26 protein-coding genes are annotated in these 26,976 nt (G+C 39.6%); 24 read left to right on the forward strand and 2 right to left on the reverse strand.

Annotated elements, in window-relative coordinates:
• Nucleotides 1-254: 254 nt before the first annotated feature.
• A complete protein-coding gene (locus PHEP_RS04500; protein WP_012781064.1) occupies nt 255-1,106 on the reverse strand; it encodes an Rpn family recombination-promoting nuclease/putative transposase in 852 nt (283 codons plus the stop codon).
• Between the two features lie 249 nt (nt 1,107-1,355).
• Here PHEP_RS04500 and PHEP_RS04505 point away from each other — a divergent pair, with 249 nt between their 5' ends.
• The 18 genes from PHEP_RS04505 to PHEP_RS04590 all read left to right on the forward strand — a co-directional run bounded on the left by PHEP_RS04505 (nt 1,356) and on the right by PHEP_RS04590 (nt 21,714).
• Nucleotides 1,356-1,646: a hypothetical protein gene (locus PHEP_RS04505; protein WP_012781065.1), complete on the forward strand. Its 291-nt coding sequence runs from the start codon at nt 1,356-1,358 to the stop codon at nt 1,644-1,646.
• Between the two features lie 8 nt (nt 1,647-1,654).
• Nucleotides 1,655-2,221 carry a GNAT family N-acetyltransferase gene (locus PHEP_RS04510; protein ID WP_012781066.1) on the forward strand — a complete coding sequence of 189 codons (567 nt, stop codon included), beginning with the start codon at nt 1,655-1,657 and terminating at the stop codon, nt 2,219-2,221.
• Between the two features lie 178 nt (nt 2,222-2,399).
• Entirely contained in the window at nt 2,400-5,819 is a 3,420-nt protein-coding gene (locus tag PHEP_RS04515) for a T9SS type B sorting domain-containing protein (RefSeq protein WP_012781067.1), read from the forward strand.
• A gap of 255 nt (nt 5,820-6,074) precedes the next feature.
• A complete protein-coding gene (locus PHEP_RS04520; protein ID WP_012781068.1) occupies nt 6,075-6,644 on the forward strand; it encodes an RNA polymerase sigma-70 factor in 570 nt (189 codons plus the stop codon).
• A gap of 157 nt (nt 6,645-6,801) precedes the next feature.
• Nucleotides 6,802-7,845, forward strand: a complete 1,044-nt coding sequence (locus PHEP_RS04525; protein ID WP_012781069.1) for a Fic family protein — start codon at nt 6,802-6,804, stop codon at nt 7,843-7,845.
• Between the two features lie 136 nt (nt 7,846-7,981).
• The gene (locus PHEP_RS04530; RefSeq protein ID WP_012781070.1) at nt 7,982-9,145 is read left to right on the forward strand and encodes a FecR family protein; all 1,164 of its coding nucleotides are present in this window, start codon (nt 7,982-7,984) and stop codon (nt 9,143-9,145) included.
• 294 nt (nt 9,146-9,439) lie between these two features.
• Nucleotides 9,440-12,985, forward strand: coding sequence for a SusC/RagA family TonB-linked outer membrane protein (locus PHEP_RS04535; RefSeq protein WP_012781071.1), 3,546 nt, complete (start codon nt 9,440-9,442; stop codon nt 12,983-12,985).
• Between the two features lie 4 nt (nt 12,986-12,989).
• Nucleotides 12,990-14,390: a RagB/SusD family nutrient uptake outer membrane protein gene (locus PHEP_RS04540; RefSeq protein ID WP_012781072.1), complete on the forward strand. Its 1,401-nt coding sequence runs from the start codon at nt 12,990-12,992 to the stop codon at nt 14,388-14,390.
• Nucleotides 14,391-14,469: 79 nt separating this feature from the next.
• Complete coding sequence (locus PHEP_RS04545; RefSeq protein WP_012781073.1) at nt 14,470-15,693, forward strand: TlpA family protein disulfide reductase; 1,224 nt, start codon at nt 14,470-14,472, stop codon at nt 15,691-15,693.
• 11 nt (nt 15,694-15,704) lie between these two features.
• Complete coding sequence (locus tag PHEP_RS04550; protein WP_012781074.1) at nt 15,705-16,922, forward strand: TlpA disulfide reductase family protein; 1,218 nt, start codon at nt 15,705-15,707, stop codon at nt 16,920-16,922.
• A gap of 1 nt (nt 16,923) precedes the next feature.
• On the forward strand, nt 16,924-17,655 hold the full coding sequence (locus PHEP_RS04555) for a DUF4397 domain-containing protein (protein WP_012781075.1): 732 nt from the start codon (nt 16,924-16,926) through the stop codon (nt 17,653-17,655).
• 27 nt (nt 17,656-17,682) lie between these two features.
• The gene (locus PHEP_RS04560; protein WP_012781076.1) at nt 17,683-18,138 is read left to right on the forward strand and encodes a MauE/DoxX family redox-associated membrane protein; all 456 of its coding nucleotides are present in this window, start codon (nt 17,683-17,685) and stop codon (nt 18,136-18,138) included.
• A gap of 49 nt (nt 18,139-18,187) precedes the next feature.
• On the forward strand, nt 18,188-18,625 hold the full coding sequence (locus PHEP_RS04565; protein WP_012781077.1) for a hypothetical protein: 438 nt from the start codon (nt 18,188-18,190) through the stop codon (nt 18,623-18,625).
• A gap of 4 nt (nt 18,626-18,629) precedes the next feature.
• Nucleotides 18,630-19,682: a hypothetical protein gene (locus tag PHEP_RS04570; RefSeq protein WP_012781078.1), complete on the forward strand. Its 1,053-nt coding sequence runs from the start codon at nt 18,630-18,632 to the stop codon at nt 19,680-19,682.
• Between the two features lie 242 nt (nt 19,683-19,924).
• Nucleotides 19,925-20,542, forward strand: a complete 618-nt coding sequence (locus PHEP_RS04575; RefSeq protein WP_012781079.1) for a hypothetical protein — start codon at nt 19,925-19,927, stop codon at nt 20,540-20,542.
• The gene (locus PHEP_RS04580; RefSeq protein ID WP_012781080.1) at nt 20,523-20,843 is read left to right on the forward strand and encodes a helix-turn-helix domain-containing protein; all 321 of its coding nucleotides are present in this window, start codon (nt 20,523-20,525) and stop codon (nt 20,841-20,843) included. Before PHEP_RS04575 ends, PHEP_RS04580 begins: the two co-directional genes overlap by 20 nt.
• Before the next feature lie 145 nt (nt 20,844-20,988).
• On the forward strand, nt 20,989-21,291 hold the full coding sequence (locus tag PHEP_RS04585) for a hypothetical protein (RefSeq protein WP_012781081.1): 303 nt from the start codon (nt 20,989-20,991) through the stop codon (nt 21,289-21,291).
• Entirely contained in the window at nt 21,292-21,714 is a 423-nt protein-coding gene (locus PHEP_RS04590) for a hypothetical protein (RefSeq protein WP_012781082.1), read from the forward strand.
• Nucleotides 21,715-21,794: 80 nt separating this feature from the next.
• On the opposite strand, the gene PHEP_RS22475 is transcribed toward PHEP_RS04590, so the two are convergent.
• Complete coding sequence (locus PHEP_RS22475) at nt 21,795-22,028, reverse strand: KilA-N domain-containing protein (protein ID WP_012781083.1); 234 nt, start codon at nt 22,026-22,028, stop codon at nt 21,795-21,797.
• A gap of 226 nt (nt 22,029-22,254) precedes the next feature.
• Here PHEP_RS22475 and PHEP_RS04600 point away from each other — a divergent pair, with 226 nt between their 5' ends.
• The 6 genes from PHEP_RS04600 (at nt 22,255) to PHEP_RS04625 (ending at nt 26,759) form a co-directional block, all read left to right on the forward strand.
• Nucleotides 22,255-22,917, forward strand: a complete 663-nt coding sequence (locus PHEP_RS04600; protein WP_012781084.1) for a cyclic nucleotide-binding domain-containing protein — start codon at nt 22,255-22,257, stop codon at nt 22,915-22,917.
• An 85-nt stretch (nt 22,918-23,002) separates the two neighbouring features.
• A complete protein-coding gene (locus PHEP_RS04605) occupies nt 23,003-23,584 on the forward strand; it encodes a MauE/DoxX family redox-associated membrane protein (RefSeq protein WP_012781085.1) in 582 nt (193 codons plus the stop codon).
• Nucleotides 23,585-23,667: 83 nt separating this feature from the next.
• Nucleotides 23,668-23,928: a hypothetical protein gene (locus PHEP_RS04610; protein WP_012781086.1), complete on the forward strand. Its 261-nt coding sequence runs from the start codon at nt 23,668-23,670 to the stop codon at nt 23,926-23,928.
• Nucleotides 23,929-24,010: 82 nt separating this feature from the next.
• Complete coding sequence (locus PHEP_RS04615) at nt 24,011-25,057, forward strand: hypothetical protein (RefSeq protein ID WP_012781087.1); 1,047 nt, start codon at nt 24,011-24,013, stop codon at nt 25,055-25,057.
• 206 nt (nt 25,058-25,263) lie between these two features.
• Nucleotides 25,264-25,905, forward strand: a complete 642-nt coding sequence (locus tag PHEP_RS04620; RefSeq protein ID WP_012781088.1) for a DUF6266 family protein — start codon at nt 25,264-25,266, stop codon at nt 25,903-25,905.
• A complete protein-coding gene (locus tag PHEP_RS04625) occupies nt 25,902-26,759 on the forward strand; it encodes a hypothetical protein (RefSeq protein WP_012781089.1) in 858 nt (285 codons plus the stop codon). The genes PHEP_RS04620 and PHEP_RS04625 overlap by 4 nt, the downstream gene beginning before the upstream one ends.
• Nucleotides 26,760-26,976 lie beyond the last annotated feature (217 nt).

The following is a 26,976-nucleotide window of genomic DNA, read 5'->3' on the forward strand; positions in this document are numbered from 1 at the left end:
TATCTTTTCATAGCAGAGGTTTCTTATGTGGCCGGAGGAAGTATAAAAGGATCATTTACCGGAACTGCTAAAACAGCAAACGGTGAAATGGTTAAAATTACTGATGGAACCTATAACGTGAAGTTTGTAAACTAAGTTACATTATGGATCGTATAAGCCTGCCCCAGTAAATGGAACTTATATCATCCAAATGAGAAAAAATTAGTAATCTGAATTCCATGGATCATTCCATGGAATTCAGATTGTTATAAAATTTATAATTTTTCTATTTCGTCAATAGAAAGACCAGTCGTTTCAGCTATTATTTCAAAAGCTATTGCTTTGCTCTTGAGATTGCGTGCAATTTCCAATTTCTCTTCCAGCTTACCTTCTTCCTTTGCCTTTTTTTCTGCGTAACGAATACCCGCATTCCAATCAGATTTTGCTTTCACATCTGAGTCGTACAATTCACGTTCTTCTTTAGTCATTTTACTCATCTCCGCAATTTTAAAAATTTTCTGGAACACCCTTTTGTCCAAAAAATCAGGAATTTTATCCAGATGGCTCAGGTTCTTTAACAAATAAAACCATTTGTCCAACTCTGTTACCAAGTCGCTTTCTTTTTTATCAAAGTTAGGTAATTCAAGAAACTTATAGCCCATTCCTTTGTAAAAAACCTTACCGGTGTCTCTGTTCATGAGGGCAATGTTGTGCAGGTAATTGCTGTTGATGTTGTTAAACTGGAACTCCATAATACCAATCAGGTAAACCTCTTTGAGCGGAACATCCCAATTGGATGTACCCCTGGGTAGCTGGGCGCTGATGAGCCGTGACATGTAAAACACGCACCTGTCTCTGAAAAATTCCTGGTCTGCCCGCTGCATCTCGATGATGAAAGTCTCACCGTCGGCGCCGGTACAGGTTAAATCGAAGAGTACCTTTTTTTCTTTGACATCTTCTCCGGCATGTTCGGTGGGGCTGTATCTGATGTCGATGACGATTTTTTCGCCTTCAAACAGGGCATTTAAAAATTCGATCATAATGTCTTTGTCTGGTTCGTTTCCAAACAAGCGTTTAAATCCGTAGTCGGTGAGTGGATCAATGTAACGGCTATTCTTTTCTGTCATAAATTATAAGATTAGTTTAGGTGAATCTAGACAGATTTGAATTGTCGAACCACAGAAAATGCGATATTTATTTTTGTAAGGTATTGATATATAGCAATATGTTGTGACGAAAATCAATGTTTTGAGATGAGTGATAACTGACGAATAATTTTTGATGACGCTGAAGCAGAAAGGTATTACATCATAAATGAAGATCACGGAAAAGAGTACGTTGGTACAACAATATGATCTAAAATATTAAATTTGAACATGATTGATGCAATTGATTTTAAACAGTCTATAATGAACAGGCAATTGCCAGAGGGTTTAGCTTTGCATCTGCAGGCTTTATGGTATGACGGAACTGGAGATTGGAAAACTGCGCATGATTTGATTGACCAGTTAACAGACAAAGCTGCGGCTCATGTTCATGCATATCTGCACCGTAAGGAGGGTGACCTCTGGAATGCTGATTACTGGTACAACAGGGCAGGGCAGCCTAGCACTCAGGTTTCGCTTGAAGAGGAATGGGAAAATTTGGTAGTGTTATATAGTCAATAATATTAAAAATGGAAAAAGGGATCTCAGACAGGATTATGGTTGAAACTGACCGCATCATTTTAAGGGAGATTACTATAAACGATGCTCCGGCAATGTTTGAAATGGATGCGGACCCCGAAGTGCATACCTATTTAGGCAAGTCTCCTATTCAAACTATAGATCAGGCCATCAACCAGATTAAATACATCAGGCAACAATATCTTGATTATGGTATCGGCCGTTGGGCCATTGTTGACAAAAGCACAGATAATTTTGTTGGGTGGGGAGGTTTAAAGTTCAGGACTGAAGAAGTAAATGGCCATATTAACTTTTATGAGGTTGGATATCGGCTGCTTAGAAGGTATTGGGGGCAAGGCTTTGCTACAGCATCTGCCAGAGCAAGTTTAACTTATGCATTTAATGAATTGCAGCTTGATGCGGTATATGCCATGGCCAATGTAGAAAATCTGGCGTCAAAAAATGCTTTGTTAAAATCAGGCCTCGTCATTACCGGCCAGCTCAGTCATGAAGAAATTGATTGCGATTGGTTTGAAATTAAACGGGAAGACTGGCGAAGTTCCTTGCAATTGTTTTAGTCTACCCAATATTCATAGAAAACGCTGCCATTAAGTTTAACCAGCAAAGTATCCAATCAACGCTGACTAACCGTCCAGTTATATAAGAAAATTACTAAATTAGGCTGCAATTTACATTAGCGCTTTTAATTTGAAATTACGATTATTTCTACTATTTATTTTTCTTTGTCAAAGCCATGTGGCTTTTTCAGAAATTTTTGTGGTAATTAGCAACGCTGATGCGGGAGTAGGCACTTTAAGAGAGGCATTAACAAAAGCGGCCTCAAATGGCATAGCAGAAAAGGATTATATTCATTTTAACTTATCTGGAAATACTGAAGCTGACAGGACAATAACATTGGCAACGGCGTTGCCCTATATCTCTTCAAATCTTGTAATAGACGGGACAACGCAACCTGGCAACAGTTTTGGAGTAAGTAATGCAAAAGTTGTTTTACAACCACAAAATAGTTCATCACCATATAATGCATTTGTACTAATAGATATTGACGGGTTTGAAATCTATGGATTTTATGTACGAGACTTTATGGGACCCATTTTAAACGGGCCAACCCAGAGCATCTATTCAATATCTGCAGTACTATACGTAGAAAATGCCAGAAACATTCAAATTGGTGCACCAGGAAAAGGAAATGTATTCGTCAACAATGGGTTAATTTTATCGACACTTTATGTTTCCTTAAAAACAGGAGTTGGGGTGCCACCGATGGGGGTAGAAAACCTTAAGGTTTATTCAAATTTCTTTGGGTTTGAACCTGACGGGAAAACATTCCGCGGAACCCCAAGGGGATATCTAGGGGGGATTGACCTGGCCTATTGTAAGGGAATTATCGAAATTGGTGGCAAAGAAGACAGTAAGCGCAATATATTCGGAAACGGAACCCATTATATTAGTGGTAAAAACACCACACCTGACAAATACTTTCCGACCGAATTTCTCATTGAAAACAATTACTTTGGGTATTCAGTAAATGGCGATCCCGTACTTTTACCAAATTTTAATGGTAGTACGATTAATGCAGTTCATTTTAGTTTGAGCGGTTATATTGGTTACACTGCCTATGCTCCTTATTCATTTAAAATCCTGAATAATAAAATTCAGGGCTCTCATAGTATTATGATTGAGGATGTCCTTGGGCAAATAATCTTGCAAGGAAATGTAATCAAGCGCGAGGCATTACCAAACAACCCTTCTTATAAACCCTTTTTTTGGTTGTTCACAAAGGATATAGTAAAAATAGGAGGGCTGCTTCCTGGTGAAGCAAATAGCATTGAAAACGGTCAACTCATGTTGGATGCCGTCAAGTCTCTCCTTGTTCAACGAAACAGTCTTTATTGTGTAGATATTCGCTTAGGTGAAGAGGTTTATAATGGTCCTGTTAACTTACTTCCCCATATAGAAATTACCAATGTATCCGCTGGTTCAGTATCAGGAACCGCTACTCCGAATTCAAAGATAGAGCTGTTCTGGGATGATGATTGTGAGAAATGTCACCCATTAACTTATTTTGCCACAGTAACAGCAGATGAAAATGGATTGTGGAAATTTGAAGGTGCTATTGAACGTGGAGTAATTGCATCAGCTACATATAACGGTTTTACTTCCCAGTTTACAATTACTTATAATAACCAATACGCACAGATTCTGCATAGTTCTTGTGGTGAAGCGAACGGCTCTATTATTGGCCAGCGTTACAAAAATGCAGGAGGTTATGAATGGCGTAATGAAGCTGAGGAAATAGTAGGTTCTGATGCAGATATTTCAGGGCTTTTGCCCGGTAAATATGTGCTTTCGGTGTTAAACGGTAGCTGTACACAACGATTTACCTTTACCATTTTAGATGGAACTCCAAAATTTAATACCTCATCAGTTTATAAGATAAATCCTTCATGCGGCATCAGTAACGGTGCTATAACAAATCTTTCCATTAATTATAATGGAATAAATTATTCCGTAAAATGGTATGATCAGGAAGGGAAAATCAGAGGGACAGACTATAATTTAAGGAATGTGGAGGCTGGTACCTATCATGCTGAGGTAACTTATAACAATTGTACTGTAAAATCCCCATATTATACCTTATCCAACCAAACAGGACCTAATATCGATCAATCCGCACCAGATATTAAGGGCAGTTTATGTAATAGCCCTACAGGATCTATTAAAAACCTGGCAGTTACAGGATCAGGAACATTAATTTATAAATGGAAAAATGCCGCAGGTCAACTTGTAGGTAGTTCATCCGAACTCTTAGATGTACCAGCAGGATCGTATACCCTCGAAGTAAAGGATGGCAGTGCCTGCCCGGCATTGGTATCGGCGCCTATAATGGTTCCCGAAATCAATGGCGTTACCGTCAATACGGCAAATAAGGTTATTGGAAAAGCTGCCTGCAACACCAGCAATGGCAGCATTACGGGAATCATTGTTGCCGGCGCTACCAGCTATCAGTGGATTGATGCAGGTAATACCCCGGTGGCCAATACACTGAATTTGACCGGTATGCCTGCGGGTAAATACCGTTTGGTGGCATCAAATGCTACTTGCAATAAAACCAGCGAAGAATTGACGATAGAGCTGGTACAGACTACTAAGGATTACGCTACTACAAAAGTCAGTACATCTGCTACCTGTGCGTTAAACAATGGAAAAATTGAAGCCATATTTACAAAGGACCAGCCTGCCGCATGTTTCTGGAAAAATAATGCCGGTGTTGTTGTAGGGCATTCCAGGATACTGGAGAACCAGGGGCCGGGCACTTACGACCTTTATGCGATAGACGACTTGGGCTGCGAACATCTATTGCAGCAATACAGCATTGGAAATATTTCGGGGGCAACAATTAACAGGAACCTGGAACAGATAACTAACGACCAATGCGGATTGGGAAGAGGCCGGATCAAGGCCCCTGGATTAACTGGCGGGCAACTCCCTTATTTTTACCAGTGGAAGGATAAAGATGGGCATGTGATCGGTTCAAATGCTGTACTTGACGGACTTAAAGCCGGAGATTATCAGCTTACCATAGGTGATGCGCTGGACTGCAGCCGGCAGATCATCCCTTATAGCATTGAAAATGAAAGCAGCACATTGCCTGTTCCGGTGGTAAACGATGTAAAGATCTGCTCATCGGGCAATGCATTGATCCAGGTGCAGCAGGCCCAAAACGGAACCTATGTACTGTACAATGCCAATGGAACGTTAATCGCCCAAAATATTACGGGTGCATTTAATGTAGAGATAAAGGAAAGCCAGCACTTTAGCATTGTGTTGCGCCAGGGAACCTGTGAAAGCCTGGCCGCAAGTGCTAAAATTACCATAGAAAACGATGGAATTGGTGTATTTGCCAATGCCTTTTCGCCAAATGGTGATGGCCATAACGATGAGTGGCTGATCCCGGGGATGCAGAGCTATCCGGAGGCTACCATAGCCATCTATAACAGATACGGACATAAGGTATTTGAATCTACAGGATATAAAACCCCATTTAATGGTCGATGGAACGGTGCAGAATTGCCAGTAGGTACTTATTATTACATTATTGATCTCAAAAGAGGCTGTGGTTTACAAAAGGGGAGTTTATCCATTATACGGTAGAGAAACTGGCAGCGAATAGCCTCTACTTCTGCACAGGCCACACTTACCTGCTTCAGGGTATAAGGTAAATTTTACCTCAGACGATGCCCGATGAAATTTATTTTCTTTTAAAAACAGGCTTTGAATAAACCTAAAGGCCTGTTTTGTGGCTAAGTGCCTGAGTGTCAAAAGTACACCATTTGGTTTATTTGCGTAAAAATGTATAGAATTGCAGAAAATATTCAGTAATTTTAATAGGGAAAAATAGAAAGGGAAATGGGTGCTTACAGTACTTATACTGATCAGGAACTGACGGCTTTGTTAAAAAGTGGGGACAGCCATGCGCTTACTGAAATTCATAGCAGGTATTATGCGGTATTGTATGCCCATGCTTACAAACGGTTTCCATATCGTGAGGAAGTGCTGGATATTTTGCAGGAGCTTTTTACTTATATGTGGGATCACAGAATGCAATTGGTTTTTACTACAACATTGCCGGGTTATTTATATGCTGCTGTTCGTAATCGTGTGCTTAATTTGCATAGGAGCCAAAAAGTGCGGGGAGAATATGCGGTTTCTTTACAGGAGTTTTCTGAGCAGGGTGAAAGCATTACCGATAACCTGATACGGGAGAAAGAACTTTTACAAATGGTAGAACAGGAGATTGCAAAACTGCCCACCCAAATGCGGATCATTTTTGACCTTAGCCGTAACGAGGCCCTTAGCCATAATGAGATTGCAAAAAAACTCAATTTAAGCCCTCAAACCGTGCGTACGCAGGTACGTAATGCCTTACGTATTTTAAGGGTAAAACTTGGTGCTAACATATTTTTAATCTTTTTGTAATTTACATTTTATGATGGCGCGTATTTACATCTTTTAGTGGCCTAGTTTTACATTGTTTAATGACCCAAATAAACTTAATAGTTATCTTATGGATATTTATGGATATTCTTTTGGGTGTTAATATTTTTATGGGTATTTTTGGGTATATTTTTGGATAATGAAGATTAACTCACTTAATATAACGTCCGAGATTTTAAACATTATTGCCGGCATAGACGAATTTAAAGGCAGCTGGAAGGTATTAGGCAATCTCGCACCTGAACAATTAATATCGTTGCGTAGGGTTGCTACTATCGAAAGTATAGGCTCATCAACCCGTATAGAGGGGAGTAAGTTAAGTGACAAGCAAGTGGAGGTACTGCTTTCTAATTTACAAATTCAAAAATTTGAAAACCGAGACGAGCAGGAAGTTGCAGGATATGCAGCTGTAATGAATACTCTTTTTGAAAATTACCAGGAAATTCCGCTTACTGAAAATTATATACGTCAGTTTCACAGAGATTTATTGAAATATAGTGATAAAGACTCCCGACATCGCGGTGAATATAAAAAGCATAATAATCAAGTGGAAGCATTTGATGCAAGTGGAAAAAGCGTGGGAGTTGTTTTTGTTACGGCCACGCCATTTGATACTCCATTACGAATGCAACATTTGATCGCATGGACAAATGATACACTGGCTAATAAATCCTTGCATCCAATATTGGTGACGGCTATTTTTGTTGTAGAATTTTTGGCCATACACCCGTTTCAAGATGGCAATGGAAGGCTTTCAAGAGCATTAACTACTTATTTATTGTTATCAGCAGGATATGCTTATGTCCCATACAGTTCATTGGAATCTATTATAGAACATAGTAAAGAAGGATATTATCTGGCACTTAGACAAACTCAGGGTACCTTAGAAAATGATAATCCTGACTGGCAACCCTGGATCATGTTTTTCCTGAAAGCTTTGTTAAAGCAAAAGCAAAGACTGGAAACTAAACTCGACAAGGAATATCTGCTATTGGGTCAACTTCCCCAATTGTCTTTAGATATTTTAGAACTGGTAAAGTCCCGGGGTCAACTAACGATTAGTGATATTGTAGTGATTACAAAGGCCAATAGAAATACAATTAAAAAGCATTTAGAAAATCTGGTATTGCGAAACCAGATTCAAAAACATGGAATAGGCAAAGGCACCTTTTATACCCGATAGATTTCTAAACCTGGAACAGGCCATTAAGTATGTAAAAATGGGCCATTAAACAATGTAAAAACTTTTTTTTAATTCATCTACCCCATAAGGCGGTATGTGGTGTCTTTAGAGTATAGGAGTTAATATAACCTGTGCAATGAAAGAGATTAACAAAGAAGAGTTATTAGACCGTTATGTTGCCGGTACTGCTACCGAAGCTGAAAAAGCTTTGGTAGAAAGCTGGTATATTAAAGCTCCGTTTTCTGCAAAGGTGCCAGATGCAGATCAGCTATTAATTGATCAAAAAGTAAGCAGAGATGAATTGGTTAAATATATGCAGCCGGCAGGGGTTTTTAAACTTTGGCCACGCATTGCAATTGCTGCCGCTGCGGTAGCAGCGATTGTTTTTGGTGTATTCCTTTTTAAAGCACCCCGCAATCCTAAGCCTGCTCAAGGAGCTACAAACTATACAAACGACATTGCCCCGGGTAAAAACACCGCAACCCTTACCCTTGCCAATGGTAAAACCATTCTCCTAAGCGATGTTAAAACCGGGGTAATTGTTGATGCGAACAGTTTGAAGTATAATGACAACACTGTTATCCCGACCGAAGGGCGAGATCTCTCGTCGCTTCGCTCTGTAGAGATGACGATTTTAAGCACCCCGCGTGGCGGCACCTACCAGATCACCTTGCCCGATGGCACACGTGCCTGGCTAAACGCCGACACAAAAATTTCTTTCCCTTCACAATTTATTGGTAAGGAACGCAAAATTTTGCTAATAAATGGAGAGGTGTATTTTGAGGTGGCGAAAAACAAGGAGAAACCGTTTATTGTAGAAACCAGCAGGCAAGTTGTAGAAGTTTTAGGAACACATTTTAATATCAGTGCCTACAAAGAAGAAGGCAGCACTAAAACTACCTTGCTTGAAGGCAGTGTTGCTGTAACCTCTACCAGGGCGCGGCCTAAAAAGCCAAACGAACGGGCAATTGTTTATCCGGGTACTGTGCTCAAACCCAATCAGGAATCCGTTTTGAATGAAAATAACGAGCTGGTTTTGAAACAGGTTGATGCCAGTGAAGCCATAGCCTGGAAAAACGGTGAGTTTATTTTTAACGACGAGCCTTTAGAAAGTATTATGCGAAAACTGGCCAGGTGGTACGATGTAGAGGTAATTTATCAGGGTGTGGATAAAGACAGACTCTTTGGAGGTGGGGTATCACGCTACGACAACATTTCAAAAATCCTGAACAAAATGGAAAAGACAGGTGGCATACATTTTAAAATTGAAGGGAAAAGTGTAACGGTAACAGGTAAATAAATTACTATACAACAAAAACATTAAATATTTAACCAATTAAAAAAGTCAAGAGAATGATGAGATTCGATTACTGCCGTAAAAACGACCCTTAACCGGGTATAAAAAACAACCAGACCTTTGGAAGACCTGGTTGAAGTTTGGCATCAGCCAATAAAAATATCAACTATTTAACCGCAGCATGCCTGGTTTTCGACGACAGGGGCATGATGCAAGAACCAAACTATAGCGTAAATGTACGATATTAAACCACGAATTGGTAGGCCTGTACGGCTATACCATAAAATATTGCTAGTTATGCGACTAACCACCGTGATATTAATAGCATCCCTTATGCAGGTCAGCGCAACAACGCTGGCCCAGCGTATCACTATAAAAGGCAATCCAATAAGCCTGAAGGCTATTTTTACCGAGATTAAAAAACAAACAGGCTTTCAGGTACTGTACCAATCTGCACAATTGAATAAAGCTAAACCCATAAAGATAGCCTTAAACAATGTCCCTCTTGAAGAGGCCATGCCACAGATTCTTGCTGATCAGCAGCTGGATTTCGAAATAGAGGATAAAACCATAATTATAAAAGAAAGATCCCCTTCTCTGCTTGATAAGCTTAGTAACGTCATCTCGAACATGGTGAGGAATCTTACCATAAAAGGCCGGGTAGTTGATCAGGACGGGAAGCCACTCCCAAACGCCAGTATCCGGGTAAAAGGGAAAAGTGCTGTTACGAATACTAATTCGGAGGGCGAGTTTGAGATCAAAGGTGTAGATGAAGATGCGGTTTTGCTTGTGAGTTATGTGGGGTATAAAACTTTGGAGATTGCGTTAAAGGATGCGGTGATGCCATTGGAGATTAAGCTGAATGCAGCGACTGGCGAACTAGAAGAGGTGAAAGTTGTTTATAATACCGGTTATCAGGAGCTGAATAAAGAACGTGCGACGGGAAGTTTTGTTCAAATTGATAATAAATCAATCAAACGTGGAGTGTCAACCAATATTCTCGATAGAATCTCTTACCTGACAAGTAGTTTGAGAAAAGGAGGAAATGGGGAAGCCAGTGTCAATGGGACAGATATCAGTATAAGGGGATTGAGTACGGTTAATGCAAATCAAAAACCACTTATAGTCATTGATGGTTTTCCTTATGAGGAGTATATTTTTGGTTTTGGAGGACAAATTATTTTAAACAATTTAAACCCAAATGACGTAGAATCAGCAACAATACTTCGTGATGCTGCGGCAGCAAGCATTTGGGGTGCTAGATCCGCAAATGGGGTAATCGTAATTACAACCAAGAAAGGTAAGTTCGATCAGAAAGCTAATGTGTCGTTTTTTAGCAATACAACAATTGGAGAAAGGCCTGACTTGTTTAAAGCAAATATTATGTCTTCTAATGATATGATCGACTATGAGAAAAAGCTTTTCAAGATTGGAGTATATAACGATTACGATGATTTATATCCTTCTTCTAACAGTTTTCCTTCATTGTCTTCAGGCATTGAGCTTCTTCTAGCAAATCGTCGAGGTGAAATTAGTGATTCACAGACTATTATTAATCTTGAGAAACTTAGAAATAATGATGTGCGCAATGATGTAAATAAATACTTGCTAAGATCGTCTGTAAATCAGCAATACAATTTAAACGTAAGCGGTGGTAGTAATAAGATGAATTATTACGGTTCTATTGGTTATGATAAAGAACTAAAGTCAGCAATCGGGAATGAATACAATAGATTAACATTAAGATTAGACAACAATTATCGTATTACTAATAACATAGAATTAAATACATATGTATCTTATACTCAAAGCAAAACTCAAAATAATGGTATAAGTTATGACCAATACATTGCCAATGGGATTAACCAAGTTTCTCCCTATACTATGCTAGCCGATGAAAATGGAAATCTACTATCGGTTCCTAAAAGATTAAGATCCTCATATATCGATACTGTTAAAACTAGAGGTTTGGTGGACTGGCATTATAATCCAATAGAGGAAATAAGTAACCAAGACAATACAGATAAATTATCCACCATAAGATTTGGGGGTGGCTTAATATATAAGATCATTCAAGGATTAAATTTAAACCTCAAAGGTCAATACGATCATTCATTATCAAATTCAGAGGATTATAAAAGTATTAGAAGCTATGAAGTTAGAGATAATATAAACACCTATATGTTTCTCAATGCTCTGGGACAACCACAATATCCAATTCCCCTTGGGGGCACTTTAAACTTCAGAAGTATGCGCCAAACATCGTATAATTTGCAAGGTCAGTTAAACTTTAGCAAAACTTTTGATGCACATGCTATTTCAGCTATTGGTGGTTTTAATGTTAATGAGTCTCAAAGAGATTTGAATTCAAATAAAAAATGGGGGTATGACCCTTTGACTTTAGGCTTTGCCAACAATATGGATTACAACACAAGGTATGCCATGAGAGCATCCTCAGGCAATACCGGAACAATCCCCAAAGATAATGGAAGTTTGAGTGGCTCCTTAAATCGAAGTTTAAGTTACTATAGTAACGTGGGATATACATTGTTAAATAAATATACGTTAAATGCTAGCGCCCGTATTGATGCCGCAAACCTTTTTGGTGTTAAAGCTAATTTAAAAGCAAAACCGACATGGTCTTTCGGAACTGGTTGGAACATAAGTAAAGAAGATTTTTTTGATGTTGGTTCTATCTCTTCTTTATCATTAAGAGCGACTTACGGTTATAATGGAAATGTAGATAATAATGCAACTTCTTTTCCCGTGATAAGGTACCAGTTGGCCTCGTTGCCATATAGTATTCCTCAGCAATATGCAACTTCAGTCAGTCCTCCTAACCCAGGATTAACATGGGAGAAGGTCAAAGTCATTAATTTAGGTTTGGATATATCGATGTTTGGTAATCGTTTAATAGGATCTGTTGATTATTATATTAAAAAGGCAGGCGATTTAATAAGTTCCCAACCTGTTGATCCAACCGTTGGAGTAAACTCCTATACTGGCAATTTTGGGGCTTTAAAAGCGGAAGGTATAGATTTAAACTTAACAGCACTTGTTTTAAATTACGGTATTAAAGTAAATTCTGCCATTTCACTAAGTTATAATAAGGAAGAAATAACTGATTATTATTTAGCCCCCAGTTTACTTATTCAGCCTTTAAATTATTTAAGCAACCAGGTACTAGCTGGAAAACCTCGTAACTATTTATATAGCTATCGTTGGGCTGGATTGAATAGTCAAACTGGAGATCCAATGGGTGTTGTCGATGGTCAGATAGTTCCCTTCACAACCGTTCTAGGGTCTACCGGAGTTGCTCCCAATACACATCCTACAGATCTTATCTATCATGGAAGAAGTACAGCACCTGTTTTTGGGAATATGCTAAATACTATCAGCTATAAAGGCTTTTCTACTTCCTTTAATATTACCTATGCTTTTGGATATTACTTCAGAAGGCCATCGGTAAATTTTAGCCTGATTCAATATACTTGGGGAGGACATGGAGATTATAAGAACCGCTGGCAAAAACCAGGTGACGAATTGTTCACAAATGTGCCTTCACTACCTTTAATGTCAGACGGTAGAGATGAATTTTATGCCTATTCGGAAGTATTAGTTGAGAAAGCAGATCATATACGTTTACGCGATATTCGTTTATCTTACGATCTAAATAAAGGACAAGTAAGAAAATTTCCTTTTACTAATATTTCCTTTTATGTGTTAGCGAATGACTTAAACGTTCTCCTGTGGAGGGCCAATAACCATAACATTGATCCTGAAAATCTTAACAAAGTTCCCAATCCACGTTCGATATCTGTTGGTTTGACATTAAATTATTAAAGCTATGAAAGTAAATAATAAATATATGAAATCCATTTTAAAAGTAATTGGATGCATGTTTGTGTTGATATTGGTAGTTTTTTCGGGCTGCAAAAAAGAATGGCTGGATGTTAAGTCTGATAAGATGCAGACGGTACCAGAGACAGTAGTAGATTTTCAGGCAATATTGGATAATTTTACGCTGATTCTAGTTGGGTTGGGAGAAGTTGCCGCCGACGGACATTATTATACTGAAAGTGATTTCACGTCGATGTTACCACTCAATGCTCATATTCAAAATGCATATGTCTGGACTTCTATAAATCAACACGAAAATATAACTCAAAATACTACTTTCTATACTTCGATTTATAGACGAATCTTAGATATGAATATTATTCTAGACTATGTCGAGAAATCAAAGGACAAGGACCATGCGGGGCTGGGACAGGTAAAAGCCCAGGCATTGTTCAACCGAGGTCTACTATACTTTGAACTTGCGCAAGTTTATGCTCCTGCATTCAAGACGAATAGTGCCAATTCAGATCTTGGACTAGCACTGAGATTGTCGACTGATATCACTGAAACATCTGTTCGATCAACCGTCAAACAAACCTATGATCGAATTATTTCCGATCTAACAACTTCAAAAGATGCTTTACCTAATACATCTGAGTATTTATCAAGAGCATCAAAATCGGCTGCTTTAGGGCTACTTGCCAAAGTATATCTTTCTATGGGGGATTACTCAAACGCATTTACTTATTCAAATGAGTATTTAAAGATCAAAAGTGAGTTGTTAGATTATAATACACTTTCAGTTGTAGCGAATTTTATCGGAGTAAACAAAGAAGTCGCATTTTTAAATCTTTTGAGTGCCAGTTCTTATCTAAATAGTCGTTACAGAATAGATCAATCATTATTTGATAGTTATGATAATAATGACTTAAGAAAGAAAATATTTTTTAATGTCACTTCATCAGGAATACTGTTTAAAGGCCACTACAGCAATAGTGCCTCTCATATGTTTATCGGGCCAGCAACAGATGAAATGTATTTGATACGAGCAGAATGCAATTCGAGGGCGGGAAAATTATCGGATGCTATGAAAGATTTAAATGACTTGTTAAGGACGAGGTACGCAAAGAATCCTGATGGCTCAAGCAAATATGTTGACAAGATAGCGTTAAGTGAAACCGATGCTTTAACTAAGATCTTTGCAGAACGAAAAAAGCAATTGATATTGAGGAATGTGCGTTGGTCTGACTTGCGGCGTTTAAACCAAGATTCTAGGTTTTCGGTAACATTGAACAGAACTATTGGTGGCAAACAGTATACTCTAGAACCAAACAGTAACGCCTACACATTTCCTCTACCTTATGAAATCATTCGGCTATCGGGAATGAAACAAAATCCTGGTTGGTAATAACAATCCATTTGCAAAAAATAACAAATCCAGTATTTGGCTGATGATATAACGGCAATAATCTTTTTAAAGAAATAACATGAAAAAAATAAAATTAGTAATTGCACTGCTATTTAGTGTGATTAGTATGGTCTCTATTGCTCAGGAAAAGCTAAGCAATAGTCACAAAAGCGAAGCGGATCAATATTGGGAGACAAAACCTATATGTTATCCTCCAGCAAGCGGGGTTACGCTTCCTGATAAATATAATCAAAAGGATTTTGATAGATATATTGAATCAAAGACAGAGGTAAATATCTATGACGAATTGTTTAGACGTACATTGAGAGAATGGGGAATTAGATTTTGGACTCTTTTTCCAAATGATCAGAGAAGATTTGAATGGCTAGTTACCTCTAGACTATACGAGCCCGCCTATTTCGCAAATGTAAGAGAGGGCGCAAGAGCTAAAGCTGAAAAGAAATATGTTGTTCAATTAGATACATTAGCGAAAAACGGATGGAAAATCCTCTATTGTCAATATTTAAAAGAGTTTTTATCTTCTAATGAAGTAAGTGAGCAGCGGAAGGAAATATTGTTTAGACAGGAATTATCCTTTGGATTTTTTAATAAAAAATGGCGCAATTCTAAACAAGAAAAATTTGATTTACAGCAACATGTTTTGCAATCTGTGGATTTTGCAAAACGATATGGGGCGGAGGGTCCTGTTGTAAACATGTTAGGCGTACTATATCGCGATAGAAATGATTTTGGCTTGGATGACCAGGATATTGATAAATACTTGGCCTTATTAAAGGCTACAGAATTCTCTGCCTTCCATCAGCAAGCAAGAGGTATTGAAAGCGTTAGGAAGCTTTATAAAATTCCTTTGAAATTGCAGACAAAATCCGTTGATGGAAAGTTGGTTGATCTTGAAAAATATAAAGGGAAATTGGTATTGGTTGATTTTTGGTCTTTGGGGTGTACCGTTTGTATTGAGAAGATGCCAGAAATTAAGCAAGTCTTTGACAAATACAATTCAAAAGGATTCGAGGTAATTAGTGCTTGTATTAGTGGATATATTAATGAGGATAAGAAAAAAATTGAACAAATACACCAAAAAACAGGCGCGAACTGGCCGCTTGCCATTTTAGATTTTCGACCAGGCGGCTTAGGAAGAAAGATCTTTGACACTTACGGTTGGCAAGGAGTTCCACAATTATTGTTGCTGGATGAAGAAGGTAAGTTATTAAGTTCTGGTAGTGAGTTTCGCACGAAAGGAAGTTTAGAAAAGTTGGTAAAGCAACACCTAGATAAAAATTAAGAAGATAAATAATGGAATTTAAATTAGAAAATATGATGAATAGTAGATGTATAGTGATATTAGTTGCTTTGTTGTTTGGCATTTCAACCCACAATAAAGCCCAGACAAAAGATGAGTTCATCCTAAGAGGAGAACTTAGAGGCCTCCCAGATAAAACTAAACTTTATTTAATAACACAGGAAAAGGACACTGTTGCTGGTACAATCTCTAATGGAGAGCAATTTTCCTTCAAAGGAACACTACTTAAAAATGGCAGATTTCATTTTATCCGTATGGATACTTCTGTATCTAAATTGTTTTATGGTGAAATATTTATAGTTAATGGCGATATGACCGCCTCTGGCGTGTTAAACCAGAGACAATTAGTAATAACCGGATCTAAGGGGCAGGATGATCTTAATTACTTAATAAGTAAAATGGCTTTTGTTAAGATTAAACAAATCGACAAGCAACTAGAATCGATGAACACTCAATTGGACAACAGAGGTAAGAATGTTGATTCCACTCAGATCAAAATCGAGAAGAATAGGTTATTAGTCAAGAGAGAGCAATTATTTGAAGACTGTAAGAAAATGGCACTTGAGTGGCTCACCGATAATCCTGCATCTTTGTATGCTCCGTATTTTATAATTCAATGCAAGGGACTTTTTGGCTCGAAGGCGATGGGGAAATTGTATGACCAATTGTCAGCGCAAGCCAAAAATAGCTACTATGGAGATAAATTAAAGAAGGAAATTATGTCATTGAATCTGTCTTTATTGATACAAGAAGGTGCCTTGATTAACAATTTTAGTATCACAACTCCGGAAGGTAATCAACTACTAATTCACGATATAGCAGCTAAAAGTAAACTTACTCTTATTGACTGTTGGGCTTCGTGGTGCGGGCCTTGTCGCCAAGAAATCCCAGAGTTAAAGAAACTGTATAATACTTATAATAAAAATGGATTTAATATAGTAGGAATTTCTTCAGATAATAAAGAGAATGATTGGAAAAAGGCTCTTGCTGAAGATGGCACTCCTTGGATACATGGTATAGACGGAAAAAATAAGACGGTTCTACACATGTTTGATATAAGAGCTATCCCCGCATATATTCTGATAGATGATGAGGGTAGATTGATTGCTTTTGATTGCCCACTCTCGAATGTGCCTTTATTTGGAGGTAGATTGAGGGGGAATGATTTGGAGAATAAGATCAAAAATTTGTTAAATGTAAAAGGAAAATGAAATGAGAAATTTTGTCATTTATTTATTTATCATAGCTCTTTTGTTAGGTTGTAAAGATGAAAAGACGAGACCTGAAGAAATTGGAACTATCCTGGTAATTAACGCAATTACAGGTGCAGGGGCAGTTAAAGTTAATCCGACAGGAAAATCAAAAGCCTGGAGTAGTTTCGTTTTGCAAACGGCATATCCGGCAGGTACATTATATTATGCAACTACAGGGAATGCGAACTTTACAATAGTTCCTGTTAGCGATACAACAAGAATATTGTTCAACAGGTCATTTAGCCTGAAAGCCAAAATGTATACATTGTATTTAAGCGGTACGAGCGCAGCAACTGATACCATGTTAAGGGAAGAAGTAAATTACCCGAATATCATAACGGCAGGATCAAATATACCGTCATCTGCTGATAGTATTGTCAACGTCCGGTTTGTGAACTTGTCAGCTAACAGCCCTAATTTGAAGGTGAGGTTATCTACCGTAACAACTAATGAAGTTGACAATTTACCTTATAAGAGTATTACTGCATTTAAAGCCTATCCTGCCAGGTTAGCATCAACAGTTTACAGTTTCCAGATCAGGCGTGCGGATACGGATGCGTTGATTACCACCTTTAATTTTAGTGCTACATCCGCAAACAGGTTTAAAAATGTAGTATTGGTAATGAGGGGCGTATTTGGGACGACCACTGGGACGGCTCCATTTGGAATTACTACTATAAATTACTTTTAAATAATAAACCTTCTGAATTAGAAAAACATGATCAAAATCAGGATGGCGAGGGTAATATCTATTGAGATTATAACTGCGCTTTTTGTGTTGCTTTGGTTCTATACCGGATTAAATAAGATACTTGATTATAACAACTTTAAGTCTCAATTGGAGAAATCACCTTTTGTTGAATACTTCGCTTCATTAATCAGTTGGACACTACCTGCAGGGGAAGTATTCATTGGAGCGATGCTGGTTTACAAAAGAACTAGGTTACTTGGTTTATACGCATCTTTTACCTTAATGCTATTCCTTACGGGGTATATATGGATGATGTTACGATATGCTTACGATTTGCCCTGTAGCTGCGGGGGCGTACTGGCCCAACTTTCTTGGGATGATCATTTATGGTTTAACAGCGTTTTTGTCCTGCTGTCTGTTATTGCAATAATATTTGAAACTGAAACTTTATTCATTCCTAAAAGAAAGGAGGTTGTATTCTGAACAGCATACCAGAACTAATTCATTAACGATTAAAAAACAAACTTAAATCATGAACAAAATAAGAAACTCATTTACATTAATAGTAGCACTGGCCACTATAGGAATTACCTTAATGTCGAACAAAGCTGTCACTGAAAAGAATAACCATCGAGAATCCTTTAGGTGTTTTAAAGGCCCTGTTACTGTTAAGTTATTCTGTGCAGGACCTTCTCAAGTACTTAGTTCCAGTACTACCTGTGAAGATGCCCAAACTTCAGAATTTTATAAAGCGCATGTATTCAACCTTGATCCAAATAATTACATAGAAGACGCTGATATACCACAAGAATGTGGTGGTGGAGATGTTTTTTGCTGCGTACAGGTACTGCCAGATGTAAACTGGTCTGGAGGGAATTTTGAAGGCCCATGTTCAGGACAGCCCTATTTTGATTTAGAAGGAACATATGCCCAGTATGAAGTATGGCAGGTACACTGTAAATATAACTAGTTAAATGAAAAACAAAGTTATTCTCCGGTTGCTGTTAATTACCACATTGGTTCTATTGATTTTGGCTTGTTTATATGTATTTACCGATATGCCTAATAAACACAACAACGGCTTTTCAAGAAATATGTTGACTTCAGATTTGAAAGTTTTAAAAGAAACAGATTTTGTTGAGCCATTGAACAAGATCTGGAGTGTTTCTGGCAATCAGATTTACCTTACAGGTGAAACGCCAAAATCCATCCTGATGATAAGTAAAGATCTGTTGAAAAAAGATACCATAGGCATTAATTTAACAGCACCGGAGGATAAACTTGTTCCCTATACCATCTGTGTGGATACCCCTTTCCTGTATGTACACATGAATAACCTGAAATCGGTTATACATGGTAAATATCCGGACCAAAAATTAAACAAGAGGGAACTAAAAACCCAGGTGTTTACCAAATCGGTACAGGTATCCCCGGCCTCAATGGTGATCAGGACCTTTGACCGTTTCGGTAAAAAGCAGGTGTTTCAGAAGATTAGTACCATAAGTGGCGAGGTCGTCAAAGAAGCGGACATTGTACCGGGCCAGGGTGAAGATCTGGGAATGGCCAGTGATGGGGCTATGCATTATGAGAAAAGTACTGGCACCATCAGCTATGTAGAATACTTCCGCAACCGTTTTTATTTGATAGATACCAACCTGAATGTAAAGGTGTCTGGCAAAACCATTGATACAGTAGCATTTATTGATGTAAAAAAACAAATGGTAGATGAAGGTGGAGGTAAGAGTAAGATCATCCCAGGTAAAGCCAGGGTAAAAGTGAACAAGGATAGTTTTATGGATGGAGCTTATTTGTATGTGGTATCGGCATTCCGCGCAGATAATGAAAGCAGGGGCGATTTTAACAGGTACAGTGTAATAGATAGGTACAGACTAGCGGATGGTAAATATGGCAGCAGCTTTTATGTAGATAAGGTAAAAGAGAAGCCATTTAAATCGGCGATAGTCAGCGGAGATACTTTGTTTACGCTGTATAATGGTAAAATGGTGTTGTACAAGTTGCCGAAATAGAAAAAACAACCTGGATTAACACTCTCTAGGTGGTTAAGCTAAGAATGTCCGGAGCAGTAAACGAGCGTGCTGTTCCGGCTTCTTAAAAAAATAAATTATGAAGGAAACTCCAGGCAAGAGGCGAATGCGCTGCTCCGGAAAATACTTGACGATGACATCATAGACCTGATACCCACGCTGGGTGGCTGAAAGTCGGGGTGGTAAAGAAGAATTTAATGCTTTTATAATAAAATTTGAAATTAATGGGATCTGAAAAAATGAAATATATCATAGCAAAGCCAGTTCGGTATGATATTGACCGGCATGTCACGGTATTGGAAAAGGTACTTTCGGCATTGCCCAACAATGGGCATTTAACCACGCTACTGGAATATGCGGTTGATGATGAAACCTTACGGTATAAAATGGTAGCGCGTTTTGTACCGCTGGATTATCTTGAGACTATTGCTTTACTGCAGGGCTTTGTCCAGAATGAAAAAAACGGTGGGCATACCATTACCGAGGATAGTGAGGATGAAGTGGAAAAAATTACAGAGGCTTTGCTCTTAAGGGCTGCAAGCTGCAGTGCTGATGGCAAGATTGATGAAGCAATGGATATCGCTTTTGCGATACTAAAGGTGATTGAGCCTGCAATGGAAAATGTATATGATGAGGGTTACACTTTTCAATGCATCATGGAGGAAGCCTTTGATTTTATCACCAAGATGATTGATGAGCAGAGTTCTGTTAAAAAACAACAGCATTTACGTAATCGGTTATTGAAACAGCATGAAGAAAGGACAGATGCGGAGCGGTATTGCGACCATATGTGGGATGAGAATTGTTGGTTAAACGGTGAAGATGTCCGGAGCAGTAAATAACATCAGCCAAAAACTAAGGGCCTTGCGAAAAAATCGGGGCTGGACACAAAGCGATATGGCAGCGCAGCTGGACATTTCTGTTCCGGCCTATTCGAAGATAGAATGTGCACAGACGGAATTGACGTTGAGCCGCTTAAAACTGCTTGCTACTATACTGAAGGTAAAGGTTTGCTGGTTGCTTGACGAAGAAGAAGCTGTGTTGCACCAGGAGAATGAGGAGCTGAAAGAGAAACTGAGGATGAGCAATATAGAAGTGATGGGCTTGCAGAAAAGATTGCTGGCTTGTTTTGAACAAAGGTAAAATTAACGTCTCTCCTTTCATAAACGGGTGGGTTTATATTGGAGCCGGGGGTGTAAGCAACTCCCGGTTTTTTTAATCGCATCACATCAAAATATTGGAAATACAGACAGAAAAATTATGATAAAATGTATAACAAATTAAACCTATGATTGATAAAAACATTTTACTGGCCCGTTTCTGGGCAAATGCCAACCAGTTTACAACTGCCGACGGAATTGAGATTGACCTGCATGGTGATGACATCGTAGTGGTATCTACCACATTGAAAAATACAGCCGGAGCGCTTCGCGAAATACAGATGATGGCAGAGTTTGCCCTGGATGCTTTTTTAGCGGAAATGGAAGTTCAGCTGCTGGATGATGTAATGGAAATTGACCTGAACATGTTGTTTGCCTGGCTGATTGGCGGCACAGCAGGATACCATATCATGAAGGGAAACACTGAATAAATGAACATACTGCCATACATTGCTGCTTTGGAAAAGGTACTTGCAGAATTGCCGGAAAAAGGGCATTTGCTTACCCTGCGTGAATATGCCATGGACGACCGGATCTTGCTGCACAAAATGATATTCCGTTTTTTAGACTTTAGCTACGCGGAAACAGTTTACCTGCTGAAAGGGCTGATCATTTATCAGCAGCGCTGGGGTGAGTTAAATGAAATAGCAAAAGAAGGGATAAGAGAAGTAAGCACAGTGCTGATGCGGCGGGCCAGGGAATACCAGCAAAGCGGAGAGCTGGTAAAGGCTATGGAACTGGCCTTTGCGATACTGGTTACCGTTGAACCGGAAAAGGACCCTGAAGACCTGGTTTACTACGCCGTAGTAATGGATGTGGTTGGCTTTATCACCGAACTGGAAAAAGATTACTGATAAAACCCTGGCCAGGAACAGCTGGGAAAGTTCTTTGAAAAACAGCCTCATCGGCATAAATGAAGCTTTTTTGCTGTGGGCTAAGGGTAGCAGGGATTAATTGTGGCGAATTCGCCATAATTAAAATTTGGATTATGAACCTTTTCCCAAATACCTAAAAACTCAATGGTATTTCTGTTCCTTAGCCAATCCGAGATAAAGAAATCGCCGTCCTTAGCTTTAATCATATCTGTTAATGATATGTAATCTGACTCATTTTTCTGAAAGATAGAGATTTCTATCCCCTTTACTGTGATTCGTTGGTTTGCTCTCATGTTGATACTATAATATTTATGCTTATTGTGAATCTGAACTATTTTGTTCAATAAGTGGTCAGGAATCGAACAATTTATTTTTAAACAACATCAATTAAAATATCTATTCATTTAAAAAAACAAGGATTATGGAAAACACTTAACTCAAATGATTGACGGGAGATTTTAAGGGAACGTTTGTACAAGGGGAAATAAACAACAAACGATTAAATTTTCTAATTAAATTATGAATAAAAGACCATTTAAATTAACCGAAGCTCAAATGACAGCCTGGAAACAGGAGGTAGTAGATTACTTACGCTCTTTATTGGACAACCCGCTTTTGCTGGGTAAGCTGTCTGTAGTACTGATGAATAGTTTAAGGCCGCATTTTAAACGGAAAGGCTATATGTTATTGCAGCCTGACATGTTGATGACCGAGGCCCATTACCTTAGAAAAGGCCTGATTAAACTGTATAGCATTGATGCACAAACAGGCGAAGAAAAAATCCGCTTTATATGGAAAGCCGGTAGCATTGTTGTTTTACTGGAAGCTTTTAGGGAACGCCTGGTAAACGAGGTATTGTATATAGAGCTGATAGAAGATTGTGAACTGGTAAGCATCAGCAATTTTTGCATGGACGATATTTATGAAGGACATACTGTTGCCTATAAACTGACCGAGAAAATAAGGGCAGCCGAAATGGCACGTAAGGATTTGCAAACAGAAATATTGCAGATGGTGGATAAGAAACAGCGCTACTGTGTGTTTAAGGGGAAATTTCCGGAATTTTTTGTTGACGGGGAATGGAGATTGAGCAATAAGGAGATCTGTAGTTTTACCGGTATTACTAAGAGCACATTGATTGATGCTAGATTGTTATGCCCGGATACGCCAAAAAATACCTGAAAAGGTAGTTTTAAGTACCTAAATCGGTTTTTAGCCTTCCTTCGGGGAGGCTATTTTTGGTTTAAAACTAAATGTTATTGATTTAATGAAGAAGTTAAATAAAAGATTTTGGTACCTGCTGTTGATTGATGTGATCAGGTACTTATTTATCCTGCTGTTTTTATATGCAGCATTTAGCAAAGTTTGGGACTTTCAGAAGTTTAAAGTGCAGCTGGGGCAGTCGCCTATATTATCAGATTTTACTTTGCTGGTTGCCTTGTGTATCCCTGCGGTTGAGATTTTGATTGCTATAGGTTTGGCGTTTAGACGGACTTTGCTGCCGGCCCTTTGGGCCAGTTATGGCTTGATGATCATGTTTAGCTTGTACATCATAGTGATTTTGAAGTTCAGTGACAGGTCGGTTTGCCATTGTGGTGGTGTTTTAGAACAGATGCAATGGTCGGAACATTTATGGTTTAATGTAGGGTTTGTGGGGTTGGGGATAGTTGGGTTGTGGTTGGGGTTTTACCGCCGGTTTCGTAATGCTGGTACGTCACGTCATCTCGAACCGCAGGGAGAGATCTCTTGTTTAGGCATAGTTCAAGAGATCCCTCGTCGCTGCGCTTCCCTCGGCATGACGGGGTGTGTTAAGGACGACCGCTTTAGGCATGACGACGAGGTGTGTTAAAAATATTCAATGCGCGTTGAACAGGTGGAAGCCGAAAAACCTGATTGAAACAGAGTAGGCATTAATCTTATCATTCAAACAAAATGAAAAAACAATTTTTCACATTCGTTATTGCGGCCGTATGTGTCGTAAGCACTGTATTTGCCACGGCAAAACCAACAACAAGTGTTTTACTGGGATCGCCTTACAACGATCAGGGTGAGTGTACTACCCCGGGCAATGTAATTGGCACCTGTGATGTAAACTACACAGGCAATGCCTGCCAGCTACTGGCAGGTGGCGATGCTTACCTGCAGGATACAGAGACTGGCCTTTGTACCATTCCACTGTACAGACAAAACTAGATCTCCCAATTTAGTTTGACCTCCTTAAACGGCCCGCTGCATTAGCGGGTCGTTTATTCCAAAGCTTGTAATCCATTAGCCTATGAAAAAATTCTACTACTTACTGATCATTGTTGCTGTACTTTCATCTTTACCCGTCCTGTATCTGACCATCCGCTATGCGCTTAAACAGCGTGCAGCTACCTATAACTTTAAAAGGAACCTGCTTGGGGTGGTTAAGGGCCATAAGGCCATCGATATAAAATACAATTCCTATTACCTGGCCGGTGAGGCCGGAAGTTCCGTTTACCTGGCCAGCGCAACGGCCATAGGCCATTTGCTGAAGGTTGGCCCTTTGTTAAGGGATACGGTAAGCATTAACCTTGAGCTGAACAGGCAGGAGGTAAAAGTAAAGGGCAGCTATAAGGCTTATGTAGATTCGGCTTCTTTTTACCTGTACAATGGATTGGAACGCAGCATCCTGAAAGGCAAAACAGGGATTTGGAAGGCATCGGTTTATGGGATAAAGGCGCCATACTTTGCACAGCTGCAGCCCTTAGGCACACAAACGATGGTTTTCCGTTTTATAGACACCGATACCCGGGCCAATAGTTTGCGCAAGGTAAGTGTACGGGGGGAAAGCATGAGCAATACCGGGATATTTGAAAAGCAGGTAGATGGTTTGTTTTGTACAGACGGCATGCTGAGGTATAACCGGCAGTTGCACATGCTGACCTATGTGTACCATTACCGCAACGAGATCTTGCTGATAGATACGAACCTGAACCTGGTAAAGAAAATAAAGACCATAGACCCGATTGATTCGGCCCGCTTTAAGGTAGACCAGCTGCGTGCTGAAAAGTCTTTCACTTTTGCTTCGCCCACTTTAATGGTGAATGCAAACTGTTCAAACCAGGGCAAATATTTGTTTGTGCAATCGAAACTGATGGGTAAAGGTGAAGACCTGACCTTGTTCAGGAAAAGTGCGGCAATAGATGTGTACGATCTGGAGAAACAGGTTTACTGCTATTCCTTTTACCTGCCCAAATATAAGGATGTACCCATAAGCAGTTTTAAAGTATTGGGGAACAGCTTGTATGCAGTGGCAGGGCAATACCTGACCAGGTATGCGCTGAAATTGCCCTATTGAGGGCGCCCTCGGTTGCAGTGTATTATTAATAGGATTTTCATTCGGGTATCCAAGGCCTCTCAAAGGCCTTGCGTAGGACAGTCATGGCCTTTGAAAGGCCTTGCTGATCCGGGTATGGGGCGATTGTTCAGATCGGCAGAACAGCAGGCCATCACCCTGTGAACTACAAATGGCAATTATCATAAACCTTATAAAAAACAAAAGATATGGCAAAATTAAAGAAAGGGATTTTCGGCCCTTTATCCGGAAAACTGGGCGCAATAGTAGGGGCCACCTGGATGGGGATCCCCTACATCCGTCAGGCACCCAAACAAAAAACTGATCCTGCCCCGCGGTCGGCCGCCAGGCTTGCCAATGAGGAAAAGATGAAGTTTGTAAACAACCTGCTGGTGCCCTTCCATCCTTATGTAAATATCGGCTTTGCCAACCTTGCCATTGCCAAAACGGCTTTAAATGCAGCTTATTCGCGCAATTTTCATCAGGCAGTAACCGGTGTTTATCCCAATTTGGGGGTTGATTATACCAAAATGGTGATCAGTGCCGGGGATTTGCCGGGCTTAAATAATCCTGTGATGGCCTTAACCGCCCCCGATGTGATTGGCCTGACCTGGGCACACAACACCGATGCAAGGGCTGCCTTTGATGACCAGCTGATGCTGATGTTGTATTGCCCCGCACTGAAGCTGGCCGATGGCTTTATTGGTGGGGTTAAGCGCATAGATGAACGTTTGGTGTACCGGTTTTTACCGGCGCTGGTTGGTAAAACCCTGGAGGTTTATTTGGGGCTAACGTCTTTAAACCGCAAAAAAATAGCCGACAGCGTTTATTTAGGGAGGATTGTGCCATGAAAACGCATACTAAAACCAGCCTGCAAAAACTGGTGTTGGAAGCTTTGGATATACAATATCGCAAGGCCACGCAGCAACTGCAAGCGCAGTTGGATGCAATGGTGGCCGGAATGATGCGTTGCCAAACCGACAAAACGCTGCAGGCATTGCTGGTAAGTAAAATGGCCCGGCTGGTACAGCAGGAAAGTACGAGCTATCAGCAGGTCGGCTATCTTCAAAACCTGCAGCAATGGATTCTGGAACAGTGCGAGGGTAGTTGTACAGGAGACATGACTGGCAGCTTATACCGCCAGCTGATCAGGACAAACTTTAATGCCAGCTCGTTTATAGCTTACTGTAAAGCAAGAATTGAAGAAGAGCTGGCCGGTATTGCCGGGGTTGAAAGCAAATATATAGCGCTTTGTAAACATGAAAGGGATTTTGGCCACCTGATCTACAAAAAGAAGAGCTTAAAATTTGAGCCTGGTTTAGCCGATGTAAAAACGGTAATGCTTAGGTATGTACGTACAGAACTGGCTTATCTGAAAAAAATACATGAGTCAATTGTGGTAAAAATGCCACCCGTTGCTGCACCATTGCAGGCGGATAAAATAGCGTTCAGCTTTTCTGTAGATGCCCTGGCCTATTTTTTTAAACTGCTGGTAAATGCCGGTGTGGTTGTGGCTGAGCCCAAATCGCAGTTGTTCAGGTTTGTTGCAAAAGTATTTACTACCCCCGGCACTGCTGATGGGGGCATTGCCGAACATAGTTTTACCAATAAATACAACCAAACGGTACAGGCTACAGCCAAAATTGTAAGGGCGGCACTGGTTAGGATGCTCAGGTTGGTAGACAAGGAGTTTGACCTGGCCTGAATTTATCACTAAAATTTAATGGCGTTTGCAGCTTGCTGAGCCTGTTTTTGGCACTTTCGGGGTAGGGGTGTTGCCACCCCCTGACACTACCTGCCGCCTGCCTGATTGCCTTTCTTTGTGGTGTTGTTGCTGATGTTTTACAGTGCTGCTATCCCGGGTTTGCAGCAAAAGTACAGACAGGAACAACGAGACAACAGATTTATTAACCTTTTAATCC

The sequence above is a fragment of the Pedobacter heparinus DSM 2366 genome (assembly GCF_000023825.1).
Classification (GTDB): domain Bacteria; phylum Bacteroidota; class Bacteroidia; order Sphingobacteriales; family Sphingobacteriaceae; genus Pedobacter; species Pedobacter heparinus.